The organism is Bacillus sp. FSL W8-0770, from assembly GCF_038008705.1.
GTDB classification, from domain to species: Bacteria; Bacillota; Bacilli; order Bacillales; family Bacillaceae_G; genus Bacillus_A; species Bacillus_A cereus.
This window is the reverse complement of record NZ_JBBOZR010000001.1, coordinates 5,095,093-5,117,662: the sequence shown is the minus strand read 5'-3', so window position 1 is coordinate 5,117,662 and position 22,570 is coordinate 5,095,093. Positions and strand designations below refer to the sequence as shown.

The following is a 22,570-nucleotide window of genomic DNA, read 5'->3' as shown; positions in this document are numbered from 1 at the left end:
AACACAGTATGAATGCACGTAAGCAATTATGGATAGCAGTTATATGTATGACTTTTGTTGTAATTCTAGGAACGATAGGATTTATGACGATTGAAGAGATTAGTTTGTTTCAAGCATTTTGGATGACAATGATTACTGTATTGACTGTTGGATACGGAGATTCCGTTCCTGTAACGCAAGCGGGGAAAGTATTTGCGCTTCTTATTATTCCTGTTGGCGTAGGTATTGTTACGTATGCAATTGGGGTAGTGGCAGCTATGATTATTGAAGGGAATTTATTTTATGCAGTACGGAGGAAGAAGATGGATAAACAAATAGCGCAGTTGAAAAATCATATTATAGTATGTGGTTGCGGTAGAGTGGGGCTTCAAGTTGTACATGAATTGCAAGAAAAGAATATTCCATTTGTCGTTGTTGATAAAGATGAAAGTATATTGGAGCAGGAAAAGCTTTTATTTGTACATGGAGATGCAACGGAAGATCAAGTATTACATAATGCCGGAATTTTAAAAGCAGCTGGTTTAGTTGCTATTGTTGCAAATGATGCCGAAAATGTATTTATTACATTAACAGCAAGAGGGTTAAACGATACGATTAAAATTGTGGCGAGATCTGAAAAGCCAGAAACTGAAGAGAAATTAAGGCGTGCTGGTGCAAATAAGGTTATTAATCCATCTAGTATGGCGGGTATTCATATCGCAAAAGGTATTGCAAATCCATTAACTGTTCATTATATTGATACAGTGTTGTATGGAGTAGAACAGTCATTTGTCATTGAAGAAATTCTAGTTGGAAAAGATTCAATATTGGTTGGTAAATCGTTACTAGAGAGTAATGTAAGGAATCAGTTTGATGTAACAATATTAGCGATTTCAAGAAATGGGAATATTATACATAATCCGACAGGGCAGGAAAAATTGAAAGAACGTGATATGATAATAGTATTTGGTTCAGTAGAAAAATTGGGACAATTCGAGAAAGAATTACAAAGTACGAGGTGATAAGGAATGCAAATATCTAGCGACAAGATTTTAAATAAAATGGCGAATGAAATTGCGAAGGCAAAAAGTAGTGAAGGACAAAAGTCAAAAGAACATTTATTAGTTGTGCGTGCTTTATGTGACTTATTATTAGATGAACAAGTTGAAACATCTACATATAGAGAACCGAAAATTCAATCGCAAGTAATTGGATCACAACCAGTAACAACTATGCAACCAATTGCACCTGTTTCTGGGGAGCCAGTATATATAAAAGAAAGTGATGCAAACGGTAATTCTTTATTTGATTTTTAGAAGATAAATCGTTTGGCTTATATGCAAAAATTGCTTATGATAAAGGTAAAAAAGGGGAATTAAGATGAAAATTTTCTTTTTACTAGGTTGTATTGCAGCGGGGCTATCTGTTGCGTTAGGGGCCTTTGGAGCACACGGTTTAGAAAATAAAATTTCTGCAAAAATGTTAGAAGTTTGGAAAACAGGCGTTACATATCAAATGTTTCATGCAGGTGGACTATTCGTAGTTGCTTTATTGATGGATAAGGTTCAATCATCACTTTTAACTACTGCTGGTTGGCTAATGGTAGCTGGAATTATTATGTTCTCAGGTAGTTTGTATGCATTAAGTACGACAGGCATTAAGTTCTTTGGTCCAATTACACCTCTTGGTGGTGTAGCGTTTATAGTGGCGTGGATTCTAGTAGGGACTGCAGTTGTAAAAGGATTATAAAAAAACAAAAGCTGGCATTTGCCAGCTTTTTTTATGGTCTTGGAGTATAAGTTGCTTGTTGACTAGGTAAATACGTAATTTCTTCTGGAAACTCTACGTAATCTAAGTAGATCATTAGTAGTAAATAGCGTTTTCCTGATTGCGGTTCACTAATAACAATATGGTCACGGCCAGCTGCTTCAATAATACCTGTATAAGATTGTGTACCAAGGGAACTGCCACGTTCATAAGTCATTACAACCGTAGCTTGCTTACCTTTGTTTAAACGAAGGATATTTTCAATATAGGATTGCTCTAGAGGTAACATGCCTTGAGAAATTGCATATTGAGCTTGCGCAGCTTGAGCTGTTTGTTGTTGCATCGCTTGCTGCTGTTGTTGAGTCATTTGTTGCGGTTGTACATAAGTTCCAGATGGTTGATAAAAACCTGTTCCATAGTACGGATTTTGTTGCTGTGCCATTCAAAAATCCCTCCTCATTTTTATTCCTTAATATACGCTAGGGCAGTCTCCAGCAGATGGCTGGAAGAAGCAGTGCTTTTTAAAGCGACCAGAGTTTTGTTGGTTATACCAAGTTGGTGGACATGCCCCTTCAGGTCTAAAGAACCATAAGGCAAAGTTAGCAGGCCAAAAACGTTGCCCTTGAATGGTCCGTCTCGCTAGGGCAATATCTTGTTCACGTGCCCGTTGATAAAAGTATCCTTTTTGCGTTGCTTCAAAACCGCCGGGGTTTTGATAAACCATTTGACGTAAATTACGAATGCTTTTAAAGTCTAAACAATTTCCGCGGACACGATTTACCCCAACGTTTCCGACCATTAACATTCCTTGTTGTCCTTCTCCTTCGGCTTCAGCACGCATCAGTCTAGCTAACAACTTTACATCTTCTTCGTTATAAGCAATAACTCCCATTATGTGTCACCTCTCTTTTTGGAATACCTTTTGGAAAGAGGTTTATCTCTAGATGAAGTGTGTAACAATTACTAGTTCATACGTATGAGGAAAAGGGCTCAGATATGACAACCAAACGAAGTTTTACATTGAGAGCGGAAAATAAAAAAAGCTAGCGTGAGCCAGCTTTTTTATTAAAAAACTTTAGACCATAAGTTTGAGAAGAAATCACCAATAGAGCGCATTGTTAACACAAACCAATTTGCTTTTTCAACTTCCTCTGTCGTTTTTGCAGTAACTTTCATACTTTTACTACCGTCTAAGAAACCATATTTATCAGTTGATTCTAAAGTAATTGAGCCTACTTTGGCATCTTTCTTAATAGGAGCAACTAAATGTCCATCTTCAGCAAGAGATTTATCTAATTCAGTCCCAATTTTATAAGGTTCTTTGCTACCTTTTTTCGCAATTACTGTTATTTCTTTTTCGGGTGCAACAGTTACTTGGTCTTCTTTCCCTTTTACTACAGAGATTGTATTGTTCTTATTAACTTTTAGTTTTTGTTTTTCAAAGTTATTAAATCCATATTCGATTAATTCACGAGATTCTGTGAAACGTTCATCCATTGATTTTGTTTTAATAATAACCGAGATAAGACGTACATCACCACGTTTAGCAGTAATAGTAAATCCGTATCCAGCTGTATCAGAACTTCCAGTTTTTAAACCATCAGTACCTTCATAAGCGAAAGCAGCTCCTGGTAACATCCAATTCCAGTTTTCCATACGAATTGGTTTTGGGTGATTATCTGGGAAGTTTCTAAATCTTTGTTTTGTATCCTCTAGCATTTCTGGATACTTTGTAATCATTGCTTTTGAAAGCATACCCATATCACGAGCTGACATAGAGTTTTCTGCATTTGGATCAGTACCCTCAGGATGTTTTCCTTTTAAGTCAGCGTTATTTAAGCCCGTAGCGTTTACAAATTTATATTTCTTTAATCCTAGCTTTTTAGCATGTTCATTTGCAAGATTTAAGAAGTTTTTCTCACTTCCTGCAAGAAGTTCTGCTAAAGCGATACTAGATCCATTTGCAGAGAATATAACAATAGAATGATATAATTCTTTTACAGTATATTGACGTCCTTTTTCGAACGGTACATTAGAGAATTCATTATTACGAGAGACTTCATAAGCGTAATCAGAAATATTTACTTTCGTATCCCATGTGATTTTTCCTTCTTTAATTGCTTCTAAAACAGCGTAAACAACAATTAATTTCGACATACTAGCAATAGCTAGCAATTCATCTGGATTTTGCTCGTGAAGTATTTTTCCTGTATCTGCATCAAATAAAAGTGCAGCGGCTGCCTCAATATGTATTTTTTCTTCCGCATGGGATGTTGTTACTCCCAAGGAAGAAATTGACAATACAAGCAATAGTAAAATAGACAAAATTTTTTTCATATAGATTATCACCTTCGCATCGTTATTTAGCATATAGCTCGTAACATTTTAGCATATCTTTACATATAAAAAGGTTACAATTTTACAATAAATTTGAAAAAATGTCGGTTTTTCTTCAAAAGTGCAGAAAAAAGGGGATTTTTGAGGATAAATATAGAGAAGAATAAAAAAAGGAACGAATTTCGTTCCTTTTCACCATTTATATGTGTAAAAATTTCTCTACTTTTTCGTCTGGTAAAATGTTTCCAACGAAGAATGTTCCAAATTCACCATAACGAGCACTTACTTCATCGAAGCGCATTTCATATATAAGTTTTTTAAATTGAAGAACATCGTCAGCGAATAATGTTACGCCCCATTCGAAATCGTCGAATCCAACAGATCCTGAAATCACTTGGCGTACTTTACCTGCGTATTGACGGCCAATTTTACTATGACTGTACATCATTTTTTTACGCTCTTCCATAGGAAGCATGTACCAGTTGTCATCACCTTGGCGACGCTTATCCATTGGATAGAAGCAAATATGATTTGCTTTCGGCAATTCAGGATATAAGCGAGCTAAAATTTGCGAGTTTTGGTATGGATCCTCATCAGCTGGAAGATAGTTGCTTAATTCAACAACAGATACGTAAGAATATGCAGGAACCATATATTCAGCTAAAGTTGTTTTATTCAATTCTGTCTCAATTTCATTTAACTCTTCCATTGTTGGACGTAAAATCATAAGCATAATATCAGCTTTTTGGCCAACAACTGTATACATTGCGTGACTACCTTTTTTCGCAGTAGCTACTTCGTTCCATTTTTCAACGACATTTAAAAATTCAGACACTGCTTGTCCGCGTTCGTCGCTAGATAATGTTTTCCATGCAGCCCAATCAATAGAACGTAAATCATGTAAACAATACCAGCCATCTAACGTTGTTGTTGCTTCACTCATTCTATTCACCTCAGTTAATGATAGTTTTACACGTTAACTATAGCATATATAGTTTTAAAATCATCTATATAAAACCTTGGCGCATAAAATTGTCACATTTAAGTGTTTAAGCAAGGTGAATTTAACGGCTGAATTTTATGAAAATATAATCATTTTTATTTTATCTATTTTTTGGGAGCTATAAGTTTAAAATATAGAAGAAAAGCAGTATTCTTAAAGATAGAGTTTTTTTAACATATGTAGGAGGGTTTATTCGTGAGCAACTTATTTACAACAGTAAAAGAAAAAGTTCAAGGAAAAGGCATTTCTATCGTACTTCCTGAAGGAACTGATGAAAGAATTTTAGGCGCTGCAGAGCGTTTAGCAAAAGAAGAGTTAGTAAAACCAATCTTAGTTGGTAATAGAGAAGAAATTAGCGCAAAAGCTGCTAGCATGAATTTAACATTAGCAGGCGTTGATATTTACGACCCAGCTACATACGAAGAAATGGATGCAATGGTAGCATCTTTCGTTGAACGCCGTAAAGGTAAAGCAACTGAAGAAGACGCTCGCAAAATCCTTAAAGACGAAAACTACTTCGGTACAATGCTTGTATACATGGGCAAAGCACACGGTCTAGTAAGTGGTGCAGCTCATTCTACAGCTGATACAGTTCGTCCAGCACTTCAAATTATTAAAACAAAACCAGGCGTTACAAAAACTTCTGGCGTATTCATCATGGTACGTGAAGAAGAGAAATATGTATTCGCTGATTGCGCAATTAACATTGCACCAAACAGCCAAGATTTAGCTGAAATCGGTATCGAAAGTGCGAAAACTGCTGAGTTATTCGGCATTGATCCACGCGTTGCTATGTTAAGCTTCTCTACAAAAGGTTCTGCGAAATCTCCAGAAACAGAAAAAGTTGTAGAAGCAACTCGCATTGCAAAAGAAATGGCTCCTGAGTTAACTTTAGATGGAGAATTCCAATTCGATGCTGCATTCGTACCATCTGTAGCTGAGAAAAAAGCTCCAGGTTCTACAATTAAAGGTGATGCTAACGTATTCGTATTCCCAAGCTTAGAAGCTGGTAATATCGGCTACAAAATCGCTCAACGTTTAGGTAACTTCGAAGCAGTAGGACCAATCTTACAAGGCTTAAACATGCCTGTAAATGACCTATCTCGTGGATGTAACGAAGAAGAAGTGTACAAGTTAGCTTTAATTACAGCAGCTCAAGCACTTTAATTCTATAATGAATTGAAATAAAGACCGTCGCTATTATAGCGACGGTCTTTATTTTTCTAAACCAAGTGCTTTATTATTACGATCAATAATACGTTGTAAATTCGTCTCATATAAAGAAATCTCATCTATTGTTAATTGAGATGGTGTTAACTTTGGAGCGAATTGCTGCAATGTTTTTAAAAGACGCATCATTAAATCTTGTACTGTAATGGTTTCACCAAGTAATTCTGAGAGTGAGGCCATCGTACTTGGTACAATTTCAGGGTACGTAAAGCGTGTTTCTTCCCCTTGAATTGCTAGGTTGTAGAAATCACGAACGAGTGCGGCACGCTCAGAGCCACTTCCGGTAGCGCAGAGATAGATTTGGACAGCGACACCTCCGCGAATACGACGTTGTGAAATACCAGCGAATTTTTGATCGCGAATACTTAAGTCATAACTACCAGGACAGTAAGAGCCGACAATTTCTTTTGCCTCGATAGTAACGTCGTAATCCTTTAACATCTCCTTAATCAAATGCCACATTGTATCGTATCCAAGGTCAATATCGATACCTTTTTCTGTTTCTTGGAATAAAAGTGATACGTTTAAAACACCTTCATCAAGCACGACCGCAAGCCCGCCAGAATTACGGACAATAACATTGAAGTTGTTTTGTTTTAAAAAAGAAATACCTTCTTCTAAATGCGGAAGGCGTGAATCTTGAATGCCAAGGACAATTGTATTGTGATGAACCCAAGAACGCATTGTTGCGGCTGACTTGCCATTTCCAATGCTTGTGCATAATGTGTCATCCATTGCGAATGACTGAAGTGCATGGAATGTTGGTCCCAAACTAGATTGATCTACAATGCGCCACTCTGGCTGAGATAAAATGGAACGGGAATTGCTCATATAACTAACCCCTTATCTTTAAAATGACAATCTCTATTATAGCAAAAAATGAAGAATGGAGTTTTCTCACATATAAAGGGGGAGCTTAGAGGTGAAATAATAAAAAGGATGCATTACATGCATCCTTTTTATTCTGCAATTTTTTCTAAATTACCGTTTCGGTCCATTCGGAAAGATGTTTGAGAACGTTCTTCGTCATCCATGACTGCCAATTTACGAGCTCGGTTCATAATGTTCATAAGTGTTTCGTAATCTTCTTGTACAGTATGAGATTGCTTTTCTAATTTTTCTAGTTTCTTTTCTAGTTCCTCATTCCGAAGGATTTGTGCTTTAATTTCTTGTTTCAATCTCGTATTCTCGTTTTCAAGAGCTGTCACTTTTATATTTGAAGATCCGACTGTTTGTAAAAAATAAATAACATCTTGCATTGTCATAGAGCTTCTTGCAGCAGGAGCAGTAGATTCTTGATATGGAATAGCTTCTTTATATTGTACAATTGATTCTTCTTGTACTAATTCTTCATAATCAGTTATCGAATCTGAAGCTGGTGGTGTATAAAGTAAACGTTTTTTCGCTTGTTCACCGCTTGCAGCACGCATTTTATCTTTACGATGTTTTTTTGCTAGTTGAAGAGCTTGTTCATAGCTATAGCGAACAACAGCATTCCAGCGGAAACCACAAGCAGCAGATGTACGATTTAACTGATCCCCTACTTCCTCAAATGCATTTAATTGCGTACTTCCTTCTCTAACATGACGAAGTACCGTTTCAGCAAGTAATAAATCATCCTCATCTGTCCAAGCATCTTGTCTTACTTTCATAGATTCAACTCCCTTTCTTTTTATGAACTTCCTATTTTTATAATGGGCAAAAAAATAAACTTTTATACAAAGCTTTTAAAAATATGGTAGATTTCGATGAAAGGTAAAAATTTTCCCATGAATGGTGAGTGCTTCTGTAGGAGAGCATATAAAATATGTAGCATTATGTAGAGAATAGGCTTTGTAGGGAAACTTGCAACGAGCTTCAAAGAGCGGTAAAATACCATTTAGTGTTTATTTTTAAACGTACTTGAGAAAAGTTTAAAATAGAGGAAGTGTTATATAATGGGAAACGAGTTTCGCGTGTGCGATGACTGTCAGGCAACGAACGTTAAAACGTTAGTTCCGAAGTTAAAAAAAGTAGATTCATGTGCAACGATTGAAGTTGGATGTCAGTCTTACTGTGGTCCTGGTCGTAAAAAATCATTCGCATTTGTAAATAACCGTCCAGTTGCGGCTCCAACAGAAGATGAGTTAATCGCAAAAATTGAAGCAAAGTTAAATAAGTAAGAAAAAGAAGAGTGAAAAGATTACTCTTCTTTTTTATGCCCATAAGAGGAATAATTTATTCTGCGAAAGTACTCTTATGTGGACGAACGTTTTCTAAAGGATAGACACAACTTTTGTATTAAAATTCCAATTTATATAAATTTATATTTCAAAATAATGGTTGACAGTCTTTTAAAGCGATAGGTAGAATAGAAGTGTCTGATTCTGATAATCATTATCAGGAAAATAACAATTCACCTAATTTTTTTATTACTATTTGAGAATAAATTTCATTTCAATAAATATATGTTGTTAGTTAGGATGGTTGAGGGATGGAAGCGAGCGCAAGCAGTATAGAACAGCAAGAAGAGAATGTTAAAGAGATTAAGAGCAGACCGCTTATCGCTTCTATTATTTTAGTAGCGGGTACAGTTTTGTTAGCTTTAAGCATGGCAGTTTCTATTTCTTTTGGGGCTGCAGATATTAGTTTAAAGACTGTATGGCAAGCTGTATTTCAGTTTGATGGATCTATTACACATCATAATGTAATTCAAGAGCTTCGCATGCCTAGAGCAATAGGGGGCGTAGTTGCAGGTGCCTTTTTAGCGGTATCAGGAGCAATTATGCAAGGTATGACGCGAAATCCACTTGCTTCACCATCGTTAATGGGGATTACAGATGGGGCTGTATTTGGAATTGCAATTATGTATGCATTTTTTCCTAATTCACCTTATTTAATGTTTGTTATCGCATCTTTTATTGGAGCTGCGTTTGGTGCAAGCATTGTATATGGAATTGGGTCTTCTTCACCAGGTGGATTAACACCTGTGAAATTAGCTTTAGCAGGTGCAGCTATTAGTGCTTTATTAGGGGCAATTTCATCTGGAATCGCATTGTATTTCAATCTTGCCCAAGAGGTAAGCATGTGGAATGCAGGCGGGGTTGCTGGAGTGAAATGGCAAAGTATTAATATGTTAGTGCCAATTGGCCTTGTTTGTCTTTTTATCGCAATTATGATGTCGAGATATATTACAATTTTGAGCTTCGGTGAAGAAATTGCAATTGGACTTGGTCAAAATACGACATTAATTAAATTTATCGGAACAGTACTTGTTCTTGTTTTAACGGGTTCCGCAGTTTCCATGGCAGGATCAGTTGGATTTGTTGGTCTTGTAATTCCGCATATGACTCGTTTTCTTGTAGGCTCGGACTATAGATGGGTTATTCCATGTTCTGCGGTCTTAGGCGGGCTGTTAATTGAATGTGCAGATATGTTATCTCGCGTTATTAACCCGCCATTTGAAACGCCAATTGGAGCAATTACAGCGCTAATTGGGGTTCCATTCTTCCTCTACTTAGCACGTAATGAAGGGAGAGGAAAGATGTGAGGACGAGTGTCTTAACAAAAAAGAACATTTCTATATTAACGATTTTAGTAGGACTAATCGTTTCTATATTTCTTATTAGTTTAAATACAGGAACTTTTAAAATCCCGCCAATGGACGTATTAAAGTCATTGGTTGGACTAGGGGCTGAAGATCAGTCTGTTATTTTATTTGAATTCCGTATGCCGCGTATGGTAATTGCTATACTAGTCGGATCTGCTTTAGCTATGTCAGGTGCGATTTTGCAAGGTTTATCACGAAATCCGCTTGCTGATCCAGGTATTATAGGTATTAATGCTGGAGCGGGATTAACAGTTGTTATATTCGTCTACTTCTTCTTCGGGAAAGTAGGGACTGGTACATTTTTATCTGTATTCATTCTTCCATTCTTCGCACTAGTTGGAGCGATATTAGCAGCGGTAATTATTTATTTACTAGCATGGAAAGACGGCGTTTCATCGACTCGATTAATACTTGTCGGTATTGCCGTTGCAGCTGGATTTGGAGCTGTTAGTTTAATTTTCTCTATGAAGATGACATCTAACGATTTTCGTTTTGCTACGATTTGGCTGGCGGGAAGTCTATGGGGTACAGATTGGAAATTCGTATTAAGTGTACTTCCATGGATGGTTATTTTCTTACCGCTTGCTATAAGTAAAGCACACATATTAAATGTAATGAACCTAGGCGATTCTACAGCAGTTGGCCTTGGTGTAAACGTAGAAAAAGAAAGACGTAAATTATTATTTATTGCAGTTTGTTTAGCAGGTGCATCTGTTGCTGTTGCCGGTGGAATTGGCTTTATTGGTTTAATGGCCCCGCATTTAGCAAGGCGCCTTGTTGGTGGTAAACATCAAATTATGTTGCCCACAGCAGCGCTAATAGGAACGTTTTTACTTTTATTCGCAGACGTAATTTCAAGAAGTGTATTAACAACTTCAGAAATACCAGTCGGTCTTGTTATTTCTGTAATTGGTGCACCATATTTCATTTATTTACTTATGAGGACAAAATAAAGGGAGGCTTTTCGTATGGCAACTTTAGCGGTGGATGCGGTATCTGTTGGCTATAATGAAGGTTTAATTATTGATGGTTTAACAGTTGAAATTCCGGAAGGGAAAATTACAACAATTATTGGACCAAATGGTTGTGGGAAGTCCACATTATTAAAAACGGCGTCTCGTATTTTGAAGGCAAAGCAAGGTACTGTTTATCTTGACGGAAAAGCAATTGAGAAACAGCCAACGAAAGAAATTGCAAAGAAAATGGCGATTTTACCACAAACTGCAGAAGTGCCAACGGGTCTTACTGTATTTGAGCTTGTGTCATATGGAAGATTCCCTCATCAAAAAGGGTTTGGCACGTTGAAAGAAGAGGATTATCGCTACATTAACTGGGCACTTGAAGTGACAGGAATGAAAGAATTTGCGAATCGTCCAGCAGAAGCGCTATCAGGTGGTCAACGTCAACGTGTTTGGATTGCAATGGCTCTTGCACAAGGAACAGAATTACTTGTATTGGATGAACCAACAACGTACTTAGATATGGCTCATCAATTAGAAGTATTAAACTTATTGAAAAAGTTAAATGAAGAAGAAGGTAGAACGATTGTTATGGTTATCCATGACTTAAACCACGCTTCTCGTTTCTCTGATCATATGATTGCATTAAAAGCAGGTAAGTTAATGAAACAAGGAACGCCAGATGAAGTTATGACAAGTGAAACACTTCGTAACGTATTTGAGATTGAAGCTCAAATCGTTCCATGTCCAGTAAACTGTAAGCCAATTTGTTTAACATATGATTTAGCGATGATTAGTAATCAATTGCGTAAAAAAGCATAAGTAGAACCCCCTCGTAAAGAGGGGGGGCTTCTAATGGACGTTGAGCTTCTTATATATGAATGGGAAGTTGAACGCCCGTTAGAATGGGTTGTTAACAACAATTAATAAATATATATTAATTAATTGTTATATTTGTTTCTTATAGTTCATTGTAACTTATAAGATAAATACAGCTAGAAGGAGTGGGAACATGAAGAATTTTAAAATGGCACTATTAGCAATGGTACTAGTTGTGACTTCTGTACTATTTGCAGCTTGTTCTAACAAAGAAGAAGAAAAGAAAGCAGATGCAAAGACTGAAGAGCGCACTGTAAAACATGCAAAAGGGGAAATTAAAATTCCTGCAAACCCAAAGAAAATTGCTGACCTTAGTGGTTCAACGGAAGAATTACTAATTTTCGGTATGAAACCGGTTATTACTGCTAATACATCTCAAGAAAAAATTGATGCACATATTGAAAAGAAACTAAAAGACGTTAAACCAGTTGGTTCTGCTTGGGGCGATAAAATTAACATTGAAGCAGTAGCTGCTGCAAAACCAGATTTAATTCTTGTAAATAATCGTCAAGAAAAGATTTATGATCAATTATCTAAAATTGCACCAACAGTTATGTTAAACACTCCATTAGATCAATGGCGTCCAAAATTCGAAGAAGTAGGTCAAATCTTCGGTAAAGAAAAAGAAACAAAAGAATGGTTCAAAAAGTATGATGAAAAAGCAAGCAAATTACATGACAAAATCGTCGCTAAAACTGGTGAAGCAACATTTATGAAAATGGCTGCATATCCAAATGCTTTCCGCATATATGGTGATTACGGTTACGGTAGCGTAATCTTTAATGATTTAAAACTACCAGCAGTTAAAGGTACACCAACTGATAAACCGTTAGTACAAGTACAAAAAGAAGCTTTAATCGATTACAACCCAGATTACTTATTCGTATTTACAACTGGTGACGGTTCTCAGCGCTTAAAAGAATTCCAAGAAGAATCAATTTGGAAAAACATGAACGCTGTTAAAAATAACCACGTATTTACAATTAAAAATGAAGACTTAAACAAAGGTTACTTCCCACTAGGGAAAGATATGATCTTAGACGAAGTTGCTGAATTCGTTTTAGGTAAATAATGTATAAAGGAAATCACTTTTACTTCGGTAAAGGTGATTTTTTCTTTTTATAAAGGGAATTAATACAGTCTTTCATTTCTTTCTGTTTCTCATTTCGTTTATAATATAAAGTAAGAATGTAGTAAAGAAAGGGGGATGTCGGAAAGTGGTATATTTAAACGACAAACTCAGCGAAACAAAAGTGTTTAAAGACCCAGTACATAAATATGTGCACGTGCGTGATCGTGTTATTTGGGATTTAATCGGAACGAAAGAATTTCAACGCTTGCGCCGTATTAAGCAGCTTGGAACGACATTTTTTACATTTCACGGTGCAGAGCATAGTCGCTTTACTCATTCGTTAGGTGTATACGAAATTATTCGTCGTATGATTGATGATGTGTTTGATGGCAGACCAAATTGGAATGCTGAAGATAGATTGTTATGTTTATGTGCGGCATTACTTCATGATGTCGGTCACGGCCCATTTTCTCACTCGTTTGAAAAAGTATTTTCATTAGATCATGAGAAATTTACGCAAAAGATTATCGTAGGCGATACGGAGATTAATGATGTATTAAGTCGTGTTGATAAGGAGTTTCCACAAAAGGTAGCAGATGTAATTGCAAAAACATCTACTAATAAATTAGCGATTAGTATGATTTCGAGCCAAATTGATGCGGATCGTATGGATTATTTATTAAGAGATGCTTATTTTACAGGCGTAAAGTACGGAAACTTCGATATGGAACGTATACTGCGTGTAATGCGTCCGTATGGGAATCAAGTAGTCATTAAAAATAGTGGTATGCATGCTGTTGAGCATTACATTATGAGTCGTTATCAAATGTATTGGCAAGTATATTTCCACCCGGTAACGCGAAGTGCAGAAGTTATTTTAACGAAGATTTTACACCGTGCGAAATCACTGCACGAGAAGTATTATACATTTAAAAATCATCCTGTTCATTTCTATTCTTTATTTGAAGAAGAAGTAACAGTAGAGGATTATTTAAAGTTAGACGAGAACGTTATGTATTACTACTTCCAAGTATGGCAGGAAGAAGAAGATTCAATTTTAAGCGATTTATGCCGCCGTTTTATGAATCGAAATCTATTTAAATATGTAGAGTTTACAGATAAACACGGTTTAGATAATTGGATGGAATTAAGTAGTTTATTTAAAAAGATTGGACTTGATCCGGAGTATTATTTAGTAGTTGATTCAACATCAGACTTACCGTATGACTTTTATCGTGCAGGAGAAGAAGAAGAGCGTCTACCAATCCTACTTCTTATGCCAAACGGAGAGCTTAGAGAGCTTTCACGTGAGTCGGATATTGTTGAGGCGATTACAGGTAAGAAAAGAACGGATCAAAAGCTATTCTATCCGCATGATTTAATCTATGAAGATGGAAGAAAAGGAAAATATAAAGAGAGAATTATTGAGTTGTTAGAAGGAAAGAAATAAGAAGCAGCTAATGGCTGCTTCTTATGAAAAAACTTGAAATTATTTGTCGCTTAAGCGTTTTCCGCCAACTGCATAATGGTTTTTAGACATTTCTTCGATGAAAACAACGATGTTTTCTTCAGGAGCACCAGTTGTTTCGCTTACTGCTGCTGTTACTTTCTCAGCAAGAGCTTTCTTTTGTTCTTCTGTGCGTCCTTCTAGCATTTTCACTGTTACGTATGGCATGTACAATCGCTCCTTTTATGTAAGTTACACTCTTATTATAGCGGATTATGGGGAAGAACAATCGAAAAAACAAATAATTTCTTTTTTTGACATATGGAAGAGGAGATGAAGCATGGATCAGTTATTTAGATACCCGTTGCACCAAATTCCTTTGGTAGCAATGGCCATTATTATCGCATTATCAGTTCATGAATTTGCACATGCATATGTAGCATATAAATTTGGAGACGATACAGCAAAGAGACAAGGTCGTTTGACTTTATCACCGATGGCACACTTAGATCCTATAGGTTTGATTGCAGTATTAATTCTTGGATTCGGTTGGGCAAGACCGGTTCCTGTTAACCCATATAACTTTAAAAGACCGCGTCTTGCAGGTATATTAGTTTCAATTGCGGGGCCGATTAGTAACTTAATTTTAAGCGCAATTGGTTTAATTATTTGGTATAGCTTATTAAAATTTGGTGTATTATACTCAATTCCATCTGCAGTAGCAGATACGTTAGCTCAATTTTTCCAGATTTTTATTATGCTGAATATCGTTTTACTTGTATTTAACTTATTACCGATCCCGCCACTTGATGGGTATCGTGTAGTAGAAGATTTAGCGCCAGCAAATATTCGCGCGAAAATGACACAGTATGAAAAATACGGGGCAATTGCGTTATTAATTCTCGTTATTACACCGCTTAGTAATTACACAATTCAACCTATTTTCCAGGTAGTTATTCCGCATGTATTTGTATTTTTAGATAGCATCATTGCGCCTATTTTTGGCCTTTTATAATTTTTAAGTGAGGAGGATTTTACATATGACAGAGAAAAAGAAAAAAATCGGTTTTAATATCGTGAAAAATGATTCAACAGATGGACATGGTGGATTTGGTGTTGGGGCATTAAGCTTAGAAAACATTTCACCTGTATTTGTTGATGTACTAGAGAAAACTGCATTCGTTGATATTGGTGCGATGCACGCGCGTAGTACAGTAGAAAAAGGTATTAAGTTTTTAACAAATAAAGATGAAGTTCCAAACGGAAAACCATTTTGGCTTGTTTGGGTAACGATTGAAAGAACTGCGACAGGTGCGTATTATGCAGGTGTAACAGCTTGTGAAATGACAGTAGACCGTGAAATTCGCCGCGGATATAAATCACTTCCAGAGCACGTAAATAAAATGGATAAATCATTGAAGCGTCACATTATGGTTGACCATATGGATGAATCATCTAAAAAGGTACTTGGTACGTTCTTGAAAGAACATAATGAAGCTATTTGGAACGAATCTAGTGAAGAATTGCGCCGTGCATTATTAAGTGAATAAAAAATAGCTGACGGATGCCCGTCAGCTATTTTTTTTACCAAGGAAGATATTTTTTCCACCAACTTGTTTTTTTCTTTTCTTCAGTCGTTTTTTCAAATTCTTCTTTATCATCGACGTGATCCATACAATATTCAGTCGGTTCGGTACCTTTAGCGAAATACATTTTCACAGAAATAGGACAATTTTTTGTAGCAATTTTACCGTTCTCTGGATTGATATTAACCGCTACGACGTCACCTGGTTGTTTAAATTCTTTTTTTGGTTGTCCATCTAACCCTTTCTCCATCGTATCAGTCCATATTTTCTTCGCATATCCTTGTTCTGCTACGTTTGAAATAGATTTAGGTTGATCATATCCGACCCACACACCAGTTACGATTTGCGGAGTAAATCCAATCATCCAACTATCCGTTTCAGTAGAACCAGATTTGCCGGCATATGTTCTTGATAGTTTGGATAACATCGATTGACCAGTTACAGCAGCATAGCTGCTTAGTTTCTTATTAAACATACCGGTCATCATTTCTTCCATTACAAACGCTTTGCTCTTGTCGAGAACTTGTTTACTCTCTAAATGAGCATCGTATAATATATTTCCTTCATGATCCATAATGCGGCGAATGAAAGTAGGTTTTACTTCTTTTCCACCATTTGCGAACATGCTATAAGCGTTAACCATTTCAATTGGTTTTACTGGTGATGTACCAAGAGCTAGAGAAGGCACATCTTTTAATGCACTTTTAATTCCAAATTGTTTCGCTGTTTTTGCAAGCGCGTCATCGCCTAAAAACAAATTCGTTTTCACAGCATAAATGTTATCAGAGACTGCGAGAGCTTGTGCCATCGTTACGAAATCATCTGCATAATAATCTTTATAGTTCTTCGGTTTATACTTTGAAACGCCGTCACCTAAGGTGAATACAGTATATTCGCTTTTTAAGCGCGTAGCAGGCGTGAATCCTCGTTCTAATGCCGCATAATATAGAAATGGCTTAAATGTAGAACCAGGCTGACGAATGGCTTGTGTAGCCCTGTTAAATTGACTCGTAGTATAATCAGTTCCACCAACAAGAGCAGCCACTTCACCTGTCTTTGGATTCATAGAGACGAGAGCAGTTTGTATGTTTGTTGTGTCAGGTATGTGATCTTTTACAGCTTGTTCTGCTACAGCTTGTAGTTTAGGGTCTAGCGTTGTATAAATTCGCAAGCCACCCCGTTGTAAAGCTTGTTCGTCTAATCCAACATCACGAAGGAGCGAAGCTTGTACAGCATCTTGGAAATATGGTGCGACCTCTGCTACTTCTTTCGTATCTAATGAGGCAAAAGTTAGTGGCTCTTTCTTCGCTAAGGCTGCTTGTTGCTTCGTAATATATCCTTGTTCTACCATTTCATCTAATATGAGAGCTTGTCGTCCTTTCGCACGATCCTCTTTCAAAAAGGGAGAATAGACACTTGGCCCTTTCGGGATACCTGCGAGCATACTAGCTTCTGCTAATGTTAACTCTTTTGCCGTTTTATCGAAATATAGACGGGATGCAGCTTCGATGCCATAAGCGCCATGTCCGTAATAAATTGTATTTAAATATCCTTCTAAAATATGATTTTTATTATAATTCACCTCAAGGCGAATTGTGTACATTGCTTCTAATAGTTTACGTTTCCACGTTTTATCATGATCTAAGTAAAGGTTACGAGCATACTGTTGTGTAATCGTACTAGCACCTTGGACTTTTGCCATCGCTTTTAAATCGGCAACAATGGCACCAGCAATACGTTTCATATCAAAGCCATGATGTTTGTAGAATCGTTGATCTTCAATAGATAGTGTCGCCTCTTTTACATAAGGTGAAATTTCATTAAGAGATACATTGTAACGTTTTTGCATTTCATTACTTTGTCCTATAACAGTGTCATCATTTGCGTAAAAGACGCTTGTTTGCGGGACCGCAACAGGAGGAGGTCCCATAATTTTTGCAACTATAATAATAACAAAAAAAGAAAAAACGAAGAAAAGGACGCAAGAAAACATTGCGGTGAAGAAAAGACGTTTATATTTTTTAAGTTTTGGATTCATAGTTTGATCCATCTTTTTTCAGCCCCTCATTAATACAAGCGTTATTGTATTAGTATTGAGGGTTTTCATTTATTTTAAACAATGAAATTTCGAAAATAAAAAAGCCCCTTCCATTAAGAAAGGAGCTCAAAGGCACGTGCTGGCCAATCAGTAATGATGACATCTACACCATAATCAATCATAGTTTGTAAATCTTTGTATTCATTAATTGTATATGGACGGAAAACATACCCTTGCTCTTGTGCTAACTGCACAAATTCTTTCGTTAATAACTGGAAGTTTGGATGTAATCCATTTGCTTCTCTATGTTTTGCTTCGGCAATTGGATCAGCAAGTGGTGTATCATATAAAATTGCTCTTGGGATTTCAGGAGCAATTTCTGCTAATAATGAAACAGAGTCATGGTTAAATGATGAAAATACAATTTGATTAGAAAGATGATATTCACGCACAAGTGCAACAGCTTTTTCCTCAATATTTGGGTAATGAATAACATCTGTCTTTAATTCAATATTTAGTTGTAAGTTCGTTGTGGAAAGCCAAATGAAAACCTCACGCAACGTTGGGATTTTTGCTTCATGGAAAGAAGGGTCTTTATAGCTACCAGCGTCCAATGATTGTAGTTCCTCTACCGTTTTTTCCGAAACAAGTCCAACGCCATTTGTTGTACGATCGACGGTTTCATCGTGAATTACGACAAGTTCACCATCTTTTGATAAGTGGACATCGAGTTCAATTCCGTGAGCGCCAATGCGTTCTGCTTCTTGGAAGGCAATCATCGTATTTTCGGGATGTGTTCCTTTTACTCCGCGGTGAGCGAAAATAAGTGGTTTACTCATGTGAAATTCTCCTTATTATCTCTTTTCTTTCATTATGAAACTGCTTTAGAGAAAATACAATTGAATATGACAAACATTTACAAAAGTCTAACAGTTGCAGAAAAGTTAACGTTAACGTAAAATGTAATAATTAAGTGAAGGGAGGAATAAACATGTATAAAATTGATGAAGTAACAAAGCAAGTCGGTTTAACAAAACGTACACTTCGTTATTATGAGGAAATTGGTTTAATTCATCCCCCAGAACGTAGTGAGGGAAATATTCGTCTGTATACGGATGAGGATATTGCCAGAATTAAAAAAATTGTAGAAGCGAAAGAAGTGCTAGGAATCACACTTCAAGAAATGCAGCATTTTTTATCGTTAAAAGAAAGAATGGAGCAAAGAAGAAGTAGTGAAAATCCTCGTGACCGTGAAGTGATTCAAGAAATTAAAGAGATGCTTGAACAACAAGTGCAAACGTTAGACGAGAAAATGGAGCAAATGCAGCGTGTAAAGACAGAGCTTGAAGATAGCTTACATCGTGCAGTAACATTTTTAGAGAACACAAAAGGAGAGTAATCAAAATGGAGAGCAAACAAAAATTAGGGAGATTGATTACAGTGGTGGCTACCTTCCTTGCCTTTTCGGGTATAGGGGTAGTCGACCCAATTTTACCAAGCATTGCTGAACAAATTGGTGCATCGCATTGGCAAGTAGAGATGTTATTTACAGCATATATTTTAACGATGGCAATTATGATGTTACCAGCTGGAATATTCGCATCGAGATTTGGTGATAAACGAATGATGACGATTGGTCTTGCGATCGTGACTATATTTGCGTTTATATGCGGTATATCGCAAACGATTGCTCAATTATCTCTTTTCCGCGCTGGATGGGGATTAGGAAATGCGATGTTTTTTGCTACAGCAATGACGCTATTAATAGCATTAAGTAAAGAAGTTCATGAAGCAGTAGGATTGTATGAAGCAGCTATCGGTTTAGGGATGGCAGGCGGACCGTTATTAGGCGGGATATTAGGTGGACATTCTTGGCGTTACCCATTTTTTGCGACGAGTATTTTAATCTTCTTAGCATTTATTTTAGTTTTCTTTTTTGTAAAAGAACCGGAGCGAAAAGTGAAGCGTAAAGCGGCAGGCGTAGGAGAATTACTTAACTTAGTTAAATATAAACCGTTTATGCAAGGTGCGATTTCAGGAATGTTATACTACTATGGATTTTTCGTTGTGTTAGCATATTCACCACTTATTATGCATTTATCTGCTATTCAATTAGGGTTTGTGTTTTGCGGATGGGGATTAGCGTTAGCTTACGGTTCTGCAATTTTAGCCCATAAGCTAGAAGGTAAATATGAGCCGAAAACATTGTTGAAAGGAAGTTTACTCGTATTTGCGCTTTTCTTAATCGCGCTATTCTTTGTAAAAATTATGTGGTTACAAATTGTATTAATTGTTCTATCAGGATTAGCATCTGGATTAAATAATGCATTATTTACAAGTTATGTAATGGATATTTCACCTTATGAAAGATCTGTTACATCAGGTGTTTATAATTTCGTTCGTTGGTTAGGTGGTGCAATTGCGCCAATCTTATCAGGGGTCATCGGTCATACTGTTTCACCGCAAAGTCCGTTTTTAGTCGGTGGAATTGTTGTATTAGTTGGTTGCGTAATGCTTTTAATTCCGATTCAAAAACCGGTAGAAGTAGAGAAAAAAGCCCTTTCTTAAGAAAGGGCTTTTTTTATGTATAGATATTGGAGCCCTCTGACTAAAATATATTTTCGCTATTTTTTTACTTTTAACTATACTTTTTGGATGTTTTGTTTTATTTTTGTTAGGGGACATTAATGATGTCCCTATTATAAATTTGCATTGAAAGGCGTGATTGTACGATGGAACTATGGTTCACTGAAAAACAAACAAAACATTTTGGGATTACGGCGCGTATTAACCGCACATTACATACGGAGCAAACAGAATTCCAAAAATTAGATATGGTTGAAACGGAAGAGTTCGGAAACATGCTTATTTTAGATGGCATGGTTATGACAACAGAAAAAGATGAGTTCGTTTATCATGAAATGGTAGCGCACGTACCTTTATTTACACATCCAAACCCTGAAAACGTATTAGTTGTTGGCGGCGGTGATGGCGGTGTTATTCGTGAAGTATTAAAACACCCAAGTGTAAAGAAAGCAACTCTTGTTGAAATCGATGGAAAGGTAATTGAGTACTCTAAACAATATCTACCATCAATTGCAGGCGCATTAGATAATGAGCGTGTAGAAGTAAAAGTAGGAGATGGCTTCCTACACATCGCAGAGAGCGAAAATGAATATGACGTAATTATGGTAGATTCTACTGAGCCAGTAGGACCAGCAGTAAACTTATTTACGAAAGGTTTCTACGCTGGAATCTCTAAAGCGTTAAAAGAAGACGGTATTTTCGTTGCACAAACGGACAACCCTTGGTTTACACCAGAATTAATTACAACTGTGTTTAAAGACGTAAAAGAGATCTTCCCTATTACTCGTTTATACACAGCGAACATTCCAACTTACCCAAGTGGTCTTTGGACGTTCACAATTGGATCTAAAAAACATGATCCATTACAAGTAAGTGAAGAGCGTTTCCACGAAATCGAAACGAAATACTACACAAAAGAATTACACAACGCAGCGTTCGCATTACCAAAATTTGTTGGCGATTTAATTAAGTAAGAAAATCGCGTTTGAACAAATAAAGTGTGAGTAGCTCATTTAAGGTGTTTGTCCAGAAGACTTGAACATGCTAGCTACTTACACTCCTGTAAAGAAAACCGTCTTCTTGTTATGAAACAGAAGACCCGGTAAATCGAGAAAGAGGAGCAATGCGCTCCAAATTTGAGAAATAATGAAAGGTTGGGATACCTTAAGTTCCACATAAGGAGGAAAAGAATATGCGTTTTGATGAAGCTTATTCAGGTAAAGTATTTATTAAAAGTCATCCAAGTTTTGAAGAGTCAAAGGTAGTTATTTACGGGATGCCTATGGATTGGACAGTAAGTTACCGTCCGGGATCTCGCTTTGGCCCTGCACGTATTCGTGAAGTATCAATCGGTCTTGAAGAATATAGCCCGTATTTAGATCGTGAACTAGAAGAGGTAAAATATTTTGATGCGGGTGATATCCCATTACCATTCGGAAACGCACAACGCAGTTTAGACATGATTGAAGAGTATGTATCAAAACTTTTAGATGCCGATAAGTTTCCACTAGGTCTCGGTGGTGAGCACCTAGTGTCTTGGCCAATTTTTAAGGCAATGGCAAAAAAATATCCGGATTTAGCAATCATCCATATGGATGCTCATACTGATTTACGTGAGTCGTATGAAGGGGAGCCTTTATCCCACTCTACACCTATTCGTAAGGTGTGCGATTTAATTGGTCCGGAAAACGTATATTCTTTCGGTATTCGTTCTGGAATGAAGGAAGAATTCGAATGGGCAAAAGAAGTAGGTATGAACTTATATAAATTTGACGTATTAGAACCGTTAAAAGAAGTATTACCGAAACTGGCAGGACGCCCAGTTTATGTCACAATTGACATTGACGTATTAGACCCAGCTCACGCTCCTGGAACAGGAACGTTAGAAGCTGGAGGTATCACATCTAAAGAATTATTAGATTCCATCGTGGCAATTGCAAATTCAAATATAAATGTAGTTGGAGCAGACTTAGTAGAAGTAGCTCCTGTCTACGACCATAGTGATCAAACACCAGTTGCAGCAAGCAAATTCGTGCGGGAAATGCTGCTCGGTTGGGTGAAATAAAAGTACAGCCAACTGTTTAGACCCGGTGACTAA

At 36.7% G+C, this 22,570-nt stretch carries 25 protein-coding genes; 16 read left to right on the top strand and 9 right to left on the bottom strand.

The features are described 5' to 3' along the window. Window positions 1–8: 8 nt before the first annotated feature. The 3 genes from NST27_RS26380 (at window position 9) to NST27_RS26370 (ending at window position 1,728) form a co-directional block, all read left to right on the top strand. A complete protein-coding gene (locus tag NST27_RS26380; protein ID WP_000993989.1) occupies window positions 9–1,001 on the top strand; it encodes a potassium channel family protein in 993 nt (330 codons plus the stop codon). 6 nt (window positions 1,002–1,007) lie between these two features. Next, a complete protein-coding gene (locus NST27_RS26375; RefSeq protein WP_001167349.1) occupies window positions 1,008–1,295 on the top strand; it encodes a YwdI family protein in 288 nt (95 codons plus the stop codon). A 64-nt stretch (window positions 1,296–1,359) separates the two neighbouring features. Next, window positions 1,360–1,728 (top strand): DUF423 domain-containing protein, encoded by a 369-nt coding sequence (locus NST27_RS26370; RefSeq protein ID WP_000688315.1) that lies wholly within the window; start codon window positions 1,360–1,362, stop codon window positions 1,726–1,728. Between the two features lie 31 nt (window positions 1,729–1,759). Here NST27_RS26370 and gerQ read toward each other — a convergent pair whose 3' ends face one another. From gerQ to hemQ, 4 genes are all read right to left on the bottom strand, one after another. After that, the gene (gene gerQ / locus NST27_RS26365; protein ID WP_000068652.1) at window positions 1,760–2,188 is read right to left on the bottom strand and encodes a spore coat protein GerQ; all 429 of its coding nucleotides are present in this window, start codon (window positions 2,186–2,188) and stop codon (window positions 1,760–1,762) included. Between the two features lie 27 nt (window positions 2,189–2,215). Next, window positions 2,216–2,638 carry a cell wall hydrolase CwlJ gene (gene cwlJ, locus NST27_RS26360; protein WP_000538167.1) on the bottom strand — a complete coding sequence of 141 codons (423 nt, stop codon included), beginning with the start codon at window positions 2,636–2,638 and terminating at the stop codon, window positions 2,216–2,218. Between the two features lie 173 nt (window positions 2,639–2,811). Then, complete coding sequence (locus NST27_RS26355) at window positions 2,812–4,083, bottom strand: serine hydrolase (protein ID WP_000722867.1); 1,272 nt, start codon at window positions 4,081–4,083, stop codon at window positions 2,812–2,814. 199 nt (window positions 4,084–4,282) lie between these two features. Then, the gene (gene hemQ / locus NST27_RS26350; RefSeq protein WP_001287599.1) at window positions 4,283–5,026 is read right to left on the bottom strand and encodes a hydrogen peroxide-dependent heme synthase; all 744 of its coding nucleotides are present in this window, start codon (window positions 5,024–5,026) and stop codon (window positions 4,283–4,285) included. Between the two features lie 255 nt (window positions 5,027–5,281). On the opposite strand from hemQ, the gene pta reads away from it, so the two are divergent. After that, the gene (gene pta / locus NST27_RS26345; protein WP_000067225.1) at window positions 5,282–6,253 is read left to right on the top strand and encodes a phosphate acetyltransferase; all 972 of its coding nucleotides are present in this window, start codon (window positions 5,282–5,284) and stop codon (window positions 6,251–6,253) included. 48 nt (window positions 6,254–6,301) lie between these two features. On the opposite strand, the gene NST27_RS26340 is transcribed toward pta, so the two are convergent. Then, window positions 6,302–7,147: a lipoate--protein ligase family protein gene (locus tag NST27_RS26340; protein ID WP_000071950.1), complete on the bottom strand. Its 846-nt coding sequence runs from the start codon at window positions 7,145–7,147 to the stop codon at window positions 6,302–6,304. A 128-nt stretch (window positions 7,148–7,275) separates the two neighbouring features. Further along, window positions 7,276–7,968 carry an RsfA family transcriptional regulator gene (locus NST27_RS26335; protein ID WP_000868358.1) on the bottom strand — a complete coding sequence of 231 codons (693 nt, stop codon included), beginning with the start codon at window positions 7,966–7,968 and terminating at the stop codon, window positions 7,276–7,278. A gap of 285 nt (window positions 7,969–8,253) precedes the next feature. Between NST27_RS26335 and NST27_RS26330 the strand changes: the two genes are divergently transcribed. The 6 genes from NST27_RS26330 (at window position 8,254) to NST27_RS26305 (ending at window position 14,265) form a co-directional block, all read left to right on the top strand. Further along, window positions 8,254–8,478 carry a DUF1450 domain-containing protein gene (locus NST27_RS26330; RefSeq protein ID WP_000526078.1) on the top strand — a complete coding sequence of 75 codons (225 nt, stop codon included), beginning with the start codon at window positions 8,254–8,256 and terminating at the stop codon, window positions 8,476–8,478. 311 nt (window positions 8,479–8,789) lie between these two features. Next, window positions 8,790–9,845 (top strand): FecCD family ABC transporter permease, encoded by a 1,056-nt coding sequence (locus tag NST27_RS26325; protein ID WP_000388296.1) that lies wholly within the window; start codon window positions 8,790–8,792, stop codon window positions 9,843–9,845. After that, the gene (locus tag NST27_RS26320) at window positions 9,842–10,858 is read left to right on the top strand and encodes a FecCD family ABC transporter permease (protein WP_001260757.1); all 1,017 of its coding nucleotides are present in this window, start codon (window positions 9,842–9,844) and stop codon (window positions 10,856–10,858) included. The genes NST27_RS26325 and NST27_RS26320 overlap by 4 nt, the downstream gene beginning before the upstream one ends. A 15-nt stretch (window positions 10,859–10,873) precedes the next feature. Next, window positions 10,874–11,686: an ABC transporter ATP-binding protein gene (locus tag NST27_RS26315; RefSeq protein WP_000212068.1), complete on the top strand. Its 813-nt coding sequence runs from the start codon at window positions 10,874–10,876 to the stop codon at window positions 11,684–11,686. Between the two features lie 190 nt (window positions 11,687–11,876). Then, window positions 11,877–12,815: an ABC transporter substrate-binding protein gene (locus tag NST27_RS26310; RefSeq protein ID WP_047387299.1), complete on the top strand. Its 939-nt coding sequence runs from the start codon at window positions 11,877–11,879 to the stop codon at window positions 12,813–12,815. Window positions 12,816–12,960: 145 nt separating this feature from the next. Continuing rightward, the gene (locus tag NST27_RS26305; RefSeq protein WP_000262731.1) at window positions 12,961–14,265 is read left to right on the top strand and encodes an HD domain-containing protein; all 1,305 of its coding nucleotides are present in this window, start codon (window positions 12,961–12,963) and stop codon (window positions 14,263–14,265) included. Window positions 14,266–14,304: 39 nt separating this feature from the next. Here NST27_RS26305 and NST27_RS26300 read toward each other — a convergent pair whose 3' ends face one another. Continuing rightward, complete coding sequence (locus tag NST27_RS26300; protein ID WP_001147171.1) at window positions 14,305–14,490, bottom strand: 2-hydroxymuconate tautomerase; 186 nt, start codon at window positions 14,488–14,490, stop codon at window positions 14,305–14,307. A 112-nt stretch (window positions 14,491–14,602) separates the two neighbouring features. Between NST27_RS26300 and NST27_RS26295 the strand changes: the two genes are divergently transcribed. Beyond that, entirely contained in the window at window positions 14,603–15,277 is a 675-nt protein-coding gene (locus NST27_RS26295; RefSeq protein ID WP_000372451.1) for a site-2 protease family protein, read from the top strand. 25 nt (window positions 15,278–15,302) lie between these two features. Further along, complete coding sequence (locus tag NST27_RS26290; RefSeq protein WP_000136678.1) at window positions 15,303–15,812, top strand: YwhD family protein; 510 nt, start codon at window positions 15,303–15,305, stop codon at window positions 15,810–15,812. Window positions 15,813–15,846: 34 nt separating this feature from the next. Here NST27_RS26290 and NST27_RS26285 read toward each other — a convergent pair whose 3' ends face one another. Then, on the bottom strand, window positions 15,847–17,898 hold the full coding sequence (locus NST27_RS26285) for a transglycosylase domain-containing protein (RefSeq protein WP_000372963.1): 2,052 nt from the start codon (window positions 17,896–17,898) through the stop codon (window positions 15,847–15,849). Window positions 17,899–17,999: 101 nt separating this feature from the next. Further along, complete coding sequence (locus NST27_RS26280) at window positions 18,000–18,725, bottom strand: glycerophosphodiester phosphodiesterase (protein WP_000042786.1); 726 nt, start codon at window positions 18,723–18,725, stop codon at window positions 18,000–18,002. 152 nt (window positions 18,726–18,877) lie between these two features. Between NST27_RS26280 and NST27_RS26275 the strand changes: the two genes are divergently transcribed. From NST27_RS26275 to speB, 4 genes are all read left to right on the top strand, one after another. Next, the gene (locus NST27_RS26275; protein WP_000276557.1) at window positions 18,878–19,285 is read left to right on the top strand and encodes a MerR family transcriptional regulator; all 408 of its coding nucleotides are present in this window, start codon (window positions 18,878–18,880) and stop codon (window positions 19,283–19,285) included. A 5-nt stretch (window positions 19,286–19,290) separates the two neighbouring features. Next, window positions 19,291–20,454, top strand: coding sequence for an MFS transporter (locus tag NST27_RS26270; RefSeq protein ID WP_000444243.1), 1,164 nt, complete (start codon window positions 19,291–19,293; stop codon window positions 20,452–20,454). Between the two features lie 164 nt (window positions 20,455–20,618). Beyond that, window positions 20,619–21,446, top strand: coding sequence for a polyamine aminopropyltransferase (speE, locus tag NST27_RS26265; protein WP_000424698.1), 828 nt, complete (start codon window positions 20,619–20,621; stop codon window positions 21,444–21,446). Between the two features lie 218 nt (window positions 21,447–21,664). Continuing rightward, window positions 21,665–22,537, top strand: a complete 873-nt coding sequence (gene speB, locus NST27_RS26260) for an agmatinase (RefSeq protein WP_001209831.1) — start codon at window positions 21,665–21,667, stop codon at window positions 22,535–22,537. The last annotated feature ends 33 nt before the right edge of the window (window positions 22,538–22,570 follow it).

Coding starts and splice junctions, on each gene's coding strand:
- NST27_RS26380 (WP_000993989.1), top strand. CDS start 9: ATGAATGCACGTAAGCAATTATGGATAGCAGTTATATGTATGACTTTT.
- NST27_RS26300 (WP_001147171.1), bottom strand. CDS start 14,490: ATGCCATACGTAACAGTGAAAATGCTAGAAGGACGCACAGAAGAACAA.
- NST27_RS26335 (WP_000868358.1), bottom strand. CDS start 7,968: ATGAAAGTAAGACAAGATGCTTGGACAGATGAGGATGATTTATTACTT.
- NST27_RS26355 (WP_000722867.1), bottom strand. CDS start 4,083: ATGAAAAAAATTTTGTCTATTTTACTATTGCTTGTATTGTCAATTTCT.
- NST27_RS26285 (WP_000372963.1), bottom strand. CDS start 17,898: ATGGATCAAACTATGAATCCAAAACTTAAAAAATATAAACGTCTTTTC.
- NST27_RS26290 (WP_000136678.1), top strand. CDS start 15,303: ATGACAGAGAAAAAGAAAAAAATCGGTTTTAATATCGTGAAAAATGAT.
- NST27_RS26310 (WP_047387299.1), top strand. CDS start 11,877: ATGAAGAATTTTAAAATGGCACTATTAGCAATGGTACTAGTTGTGACT.
- NST27_RS26270 (WP_000444243.1), top strand. CDS start 19,291: ATGGAGAGCAAACAAAAATTAGGGAGATTGATTACAGTGGTGGCTACC.
- cwlJ (WP_000538167.1), bottom strand. CDS start 2,638: ATGGGAGTTATTGCTTATAACGAAGAAGATGTAAAGTTGTTAGCTAGA.
- NST27_RS26375 (WP_001167349.1), top strand. CDS start 1,008: ATGCAAATATCTAGCGACAAGATTTTAAATAAAATGGCGAATGAAATT.
- NST27_RS26295 (WP_000372451.1), top strand. CDS start 14,603: ATGGATCAGTTATTTAGATACCCGTTGCACCAAATTCCTTTGGTAGCA.
- NST27_RS26340 (WP_000071950.1), bottom strand. CDS start 7,147: ATGAGCAATTCCCGTTCCATTTTATCTCAGCCAGAGTGGCGCATTGTA.
- NST27_RS26325 (WP_000388296.1), top strand. CDS start 8,790: ATGGAAGCGAGCGCAAGCAGTATAGAACAGCAAGAAGAGAATGTTAAA.
- speE (WP_000424698.1), top strand. CDS start 20,619: ATGGAACTATGGTTCACTGAAAAACAAACAAAACATTTTGGGATTACG.
- speB (WP_001209831.1), top strand. CDS start 21,665: ATGCGTTTTGATGAAGCTTATTCAGGTAAAGTATTTATTAAAAGTCAT.
- gerQ (WP_000068652.1), bottom strand. CDS start 2,188: ATGGCACAGCAACAAAATCCGTACTATGGAACAGGTTTTTATCAACCA.
- hemQ (WP_001287599.1), bottom strand. CDS start 5,026: ATGAGTGAAGCAACAACAACGTTAGATGGCTGGTATTGTTTACATGAT.
- NST27_RS26330 (WP_000526078.1), top strand. CDS start 8,254: ATGGGAAACGAGTTTCGCGTGTGCGATGACTGTCAGGCAACGAACGTT.
- NST27_RS26275 (WP_000276557.1), top strand. CDS start 18,878: ATGTATAAAATTGATGAAGTAACAAAGCAAGTCGGTTTAACAAAACGT.
- NST27_RS26370 (WP_000688315.1), top strand. CDS start 1,360: ATGAAAATTTTCTTTTTACTAGGTTGTATTGCAGCGGGGCTATCTGTT.
- NST27_RS26315 (WP_000212068.1), top strand. CDS start 10,874: ATGGCAACTTTAGCGGTGGATGCGGTATCTGTTGGCTATAATGAAGGT.
- NST27_RS26280 (WP_000042786.1), bottom strand. CDS start 18,725: ATGAGTAAACCACTTATTTTCGCTCACCGCGGAGTAAAAGGAACACAT.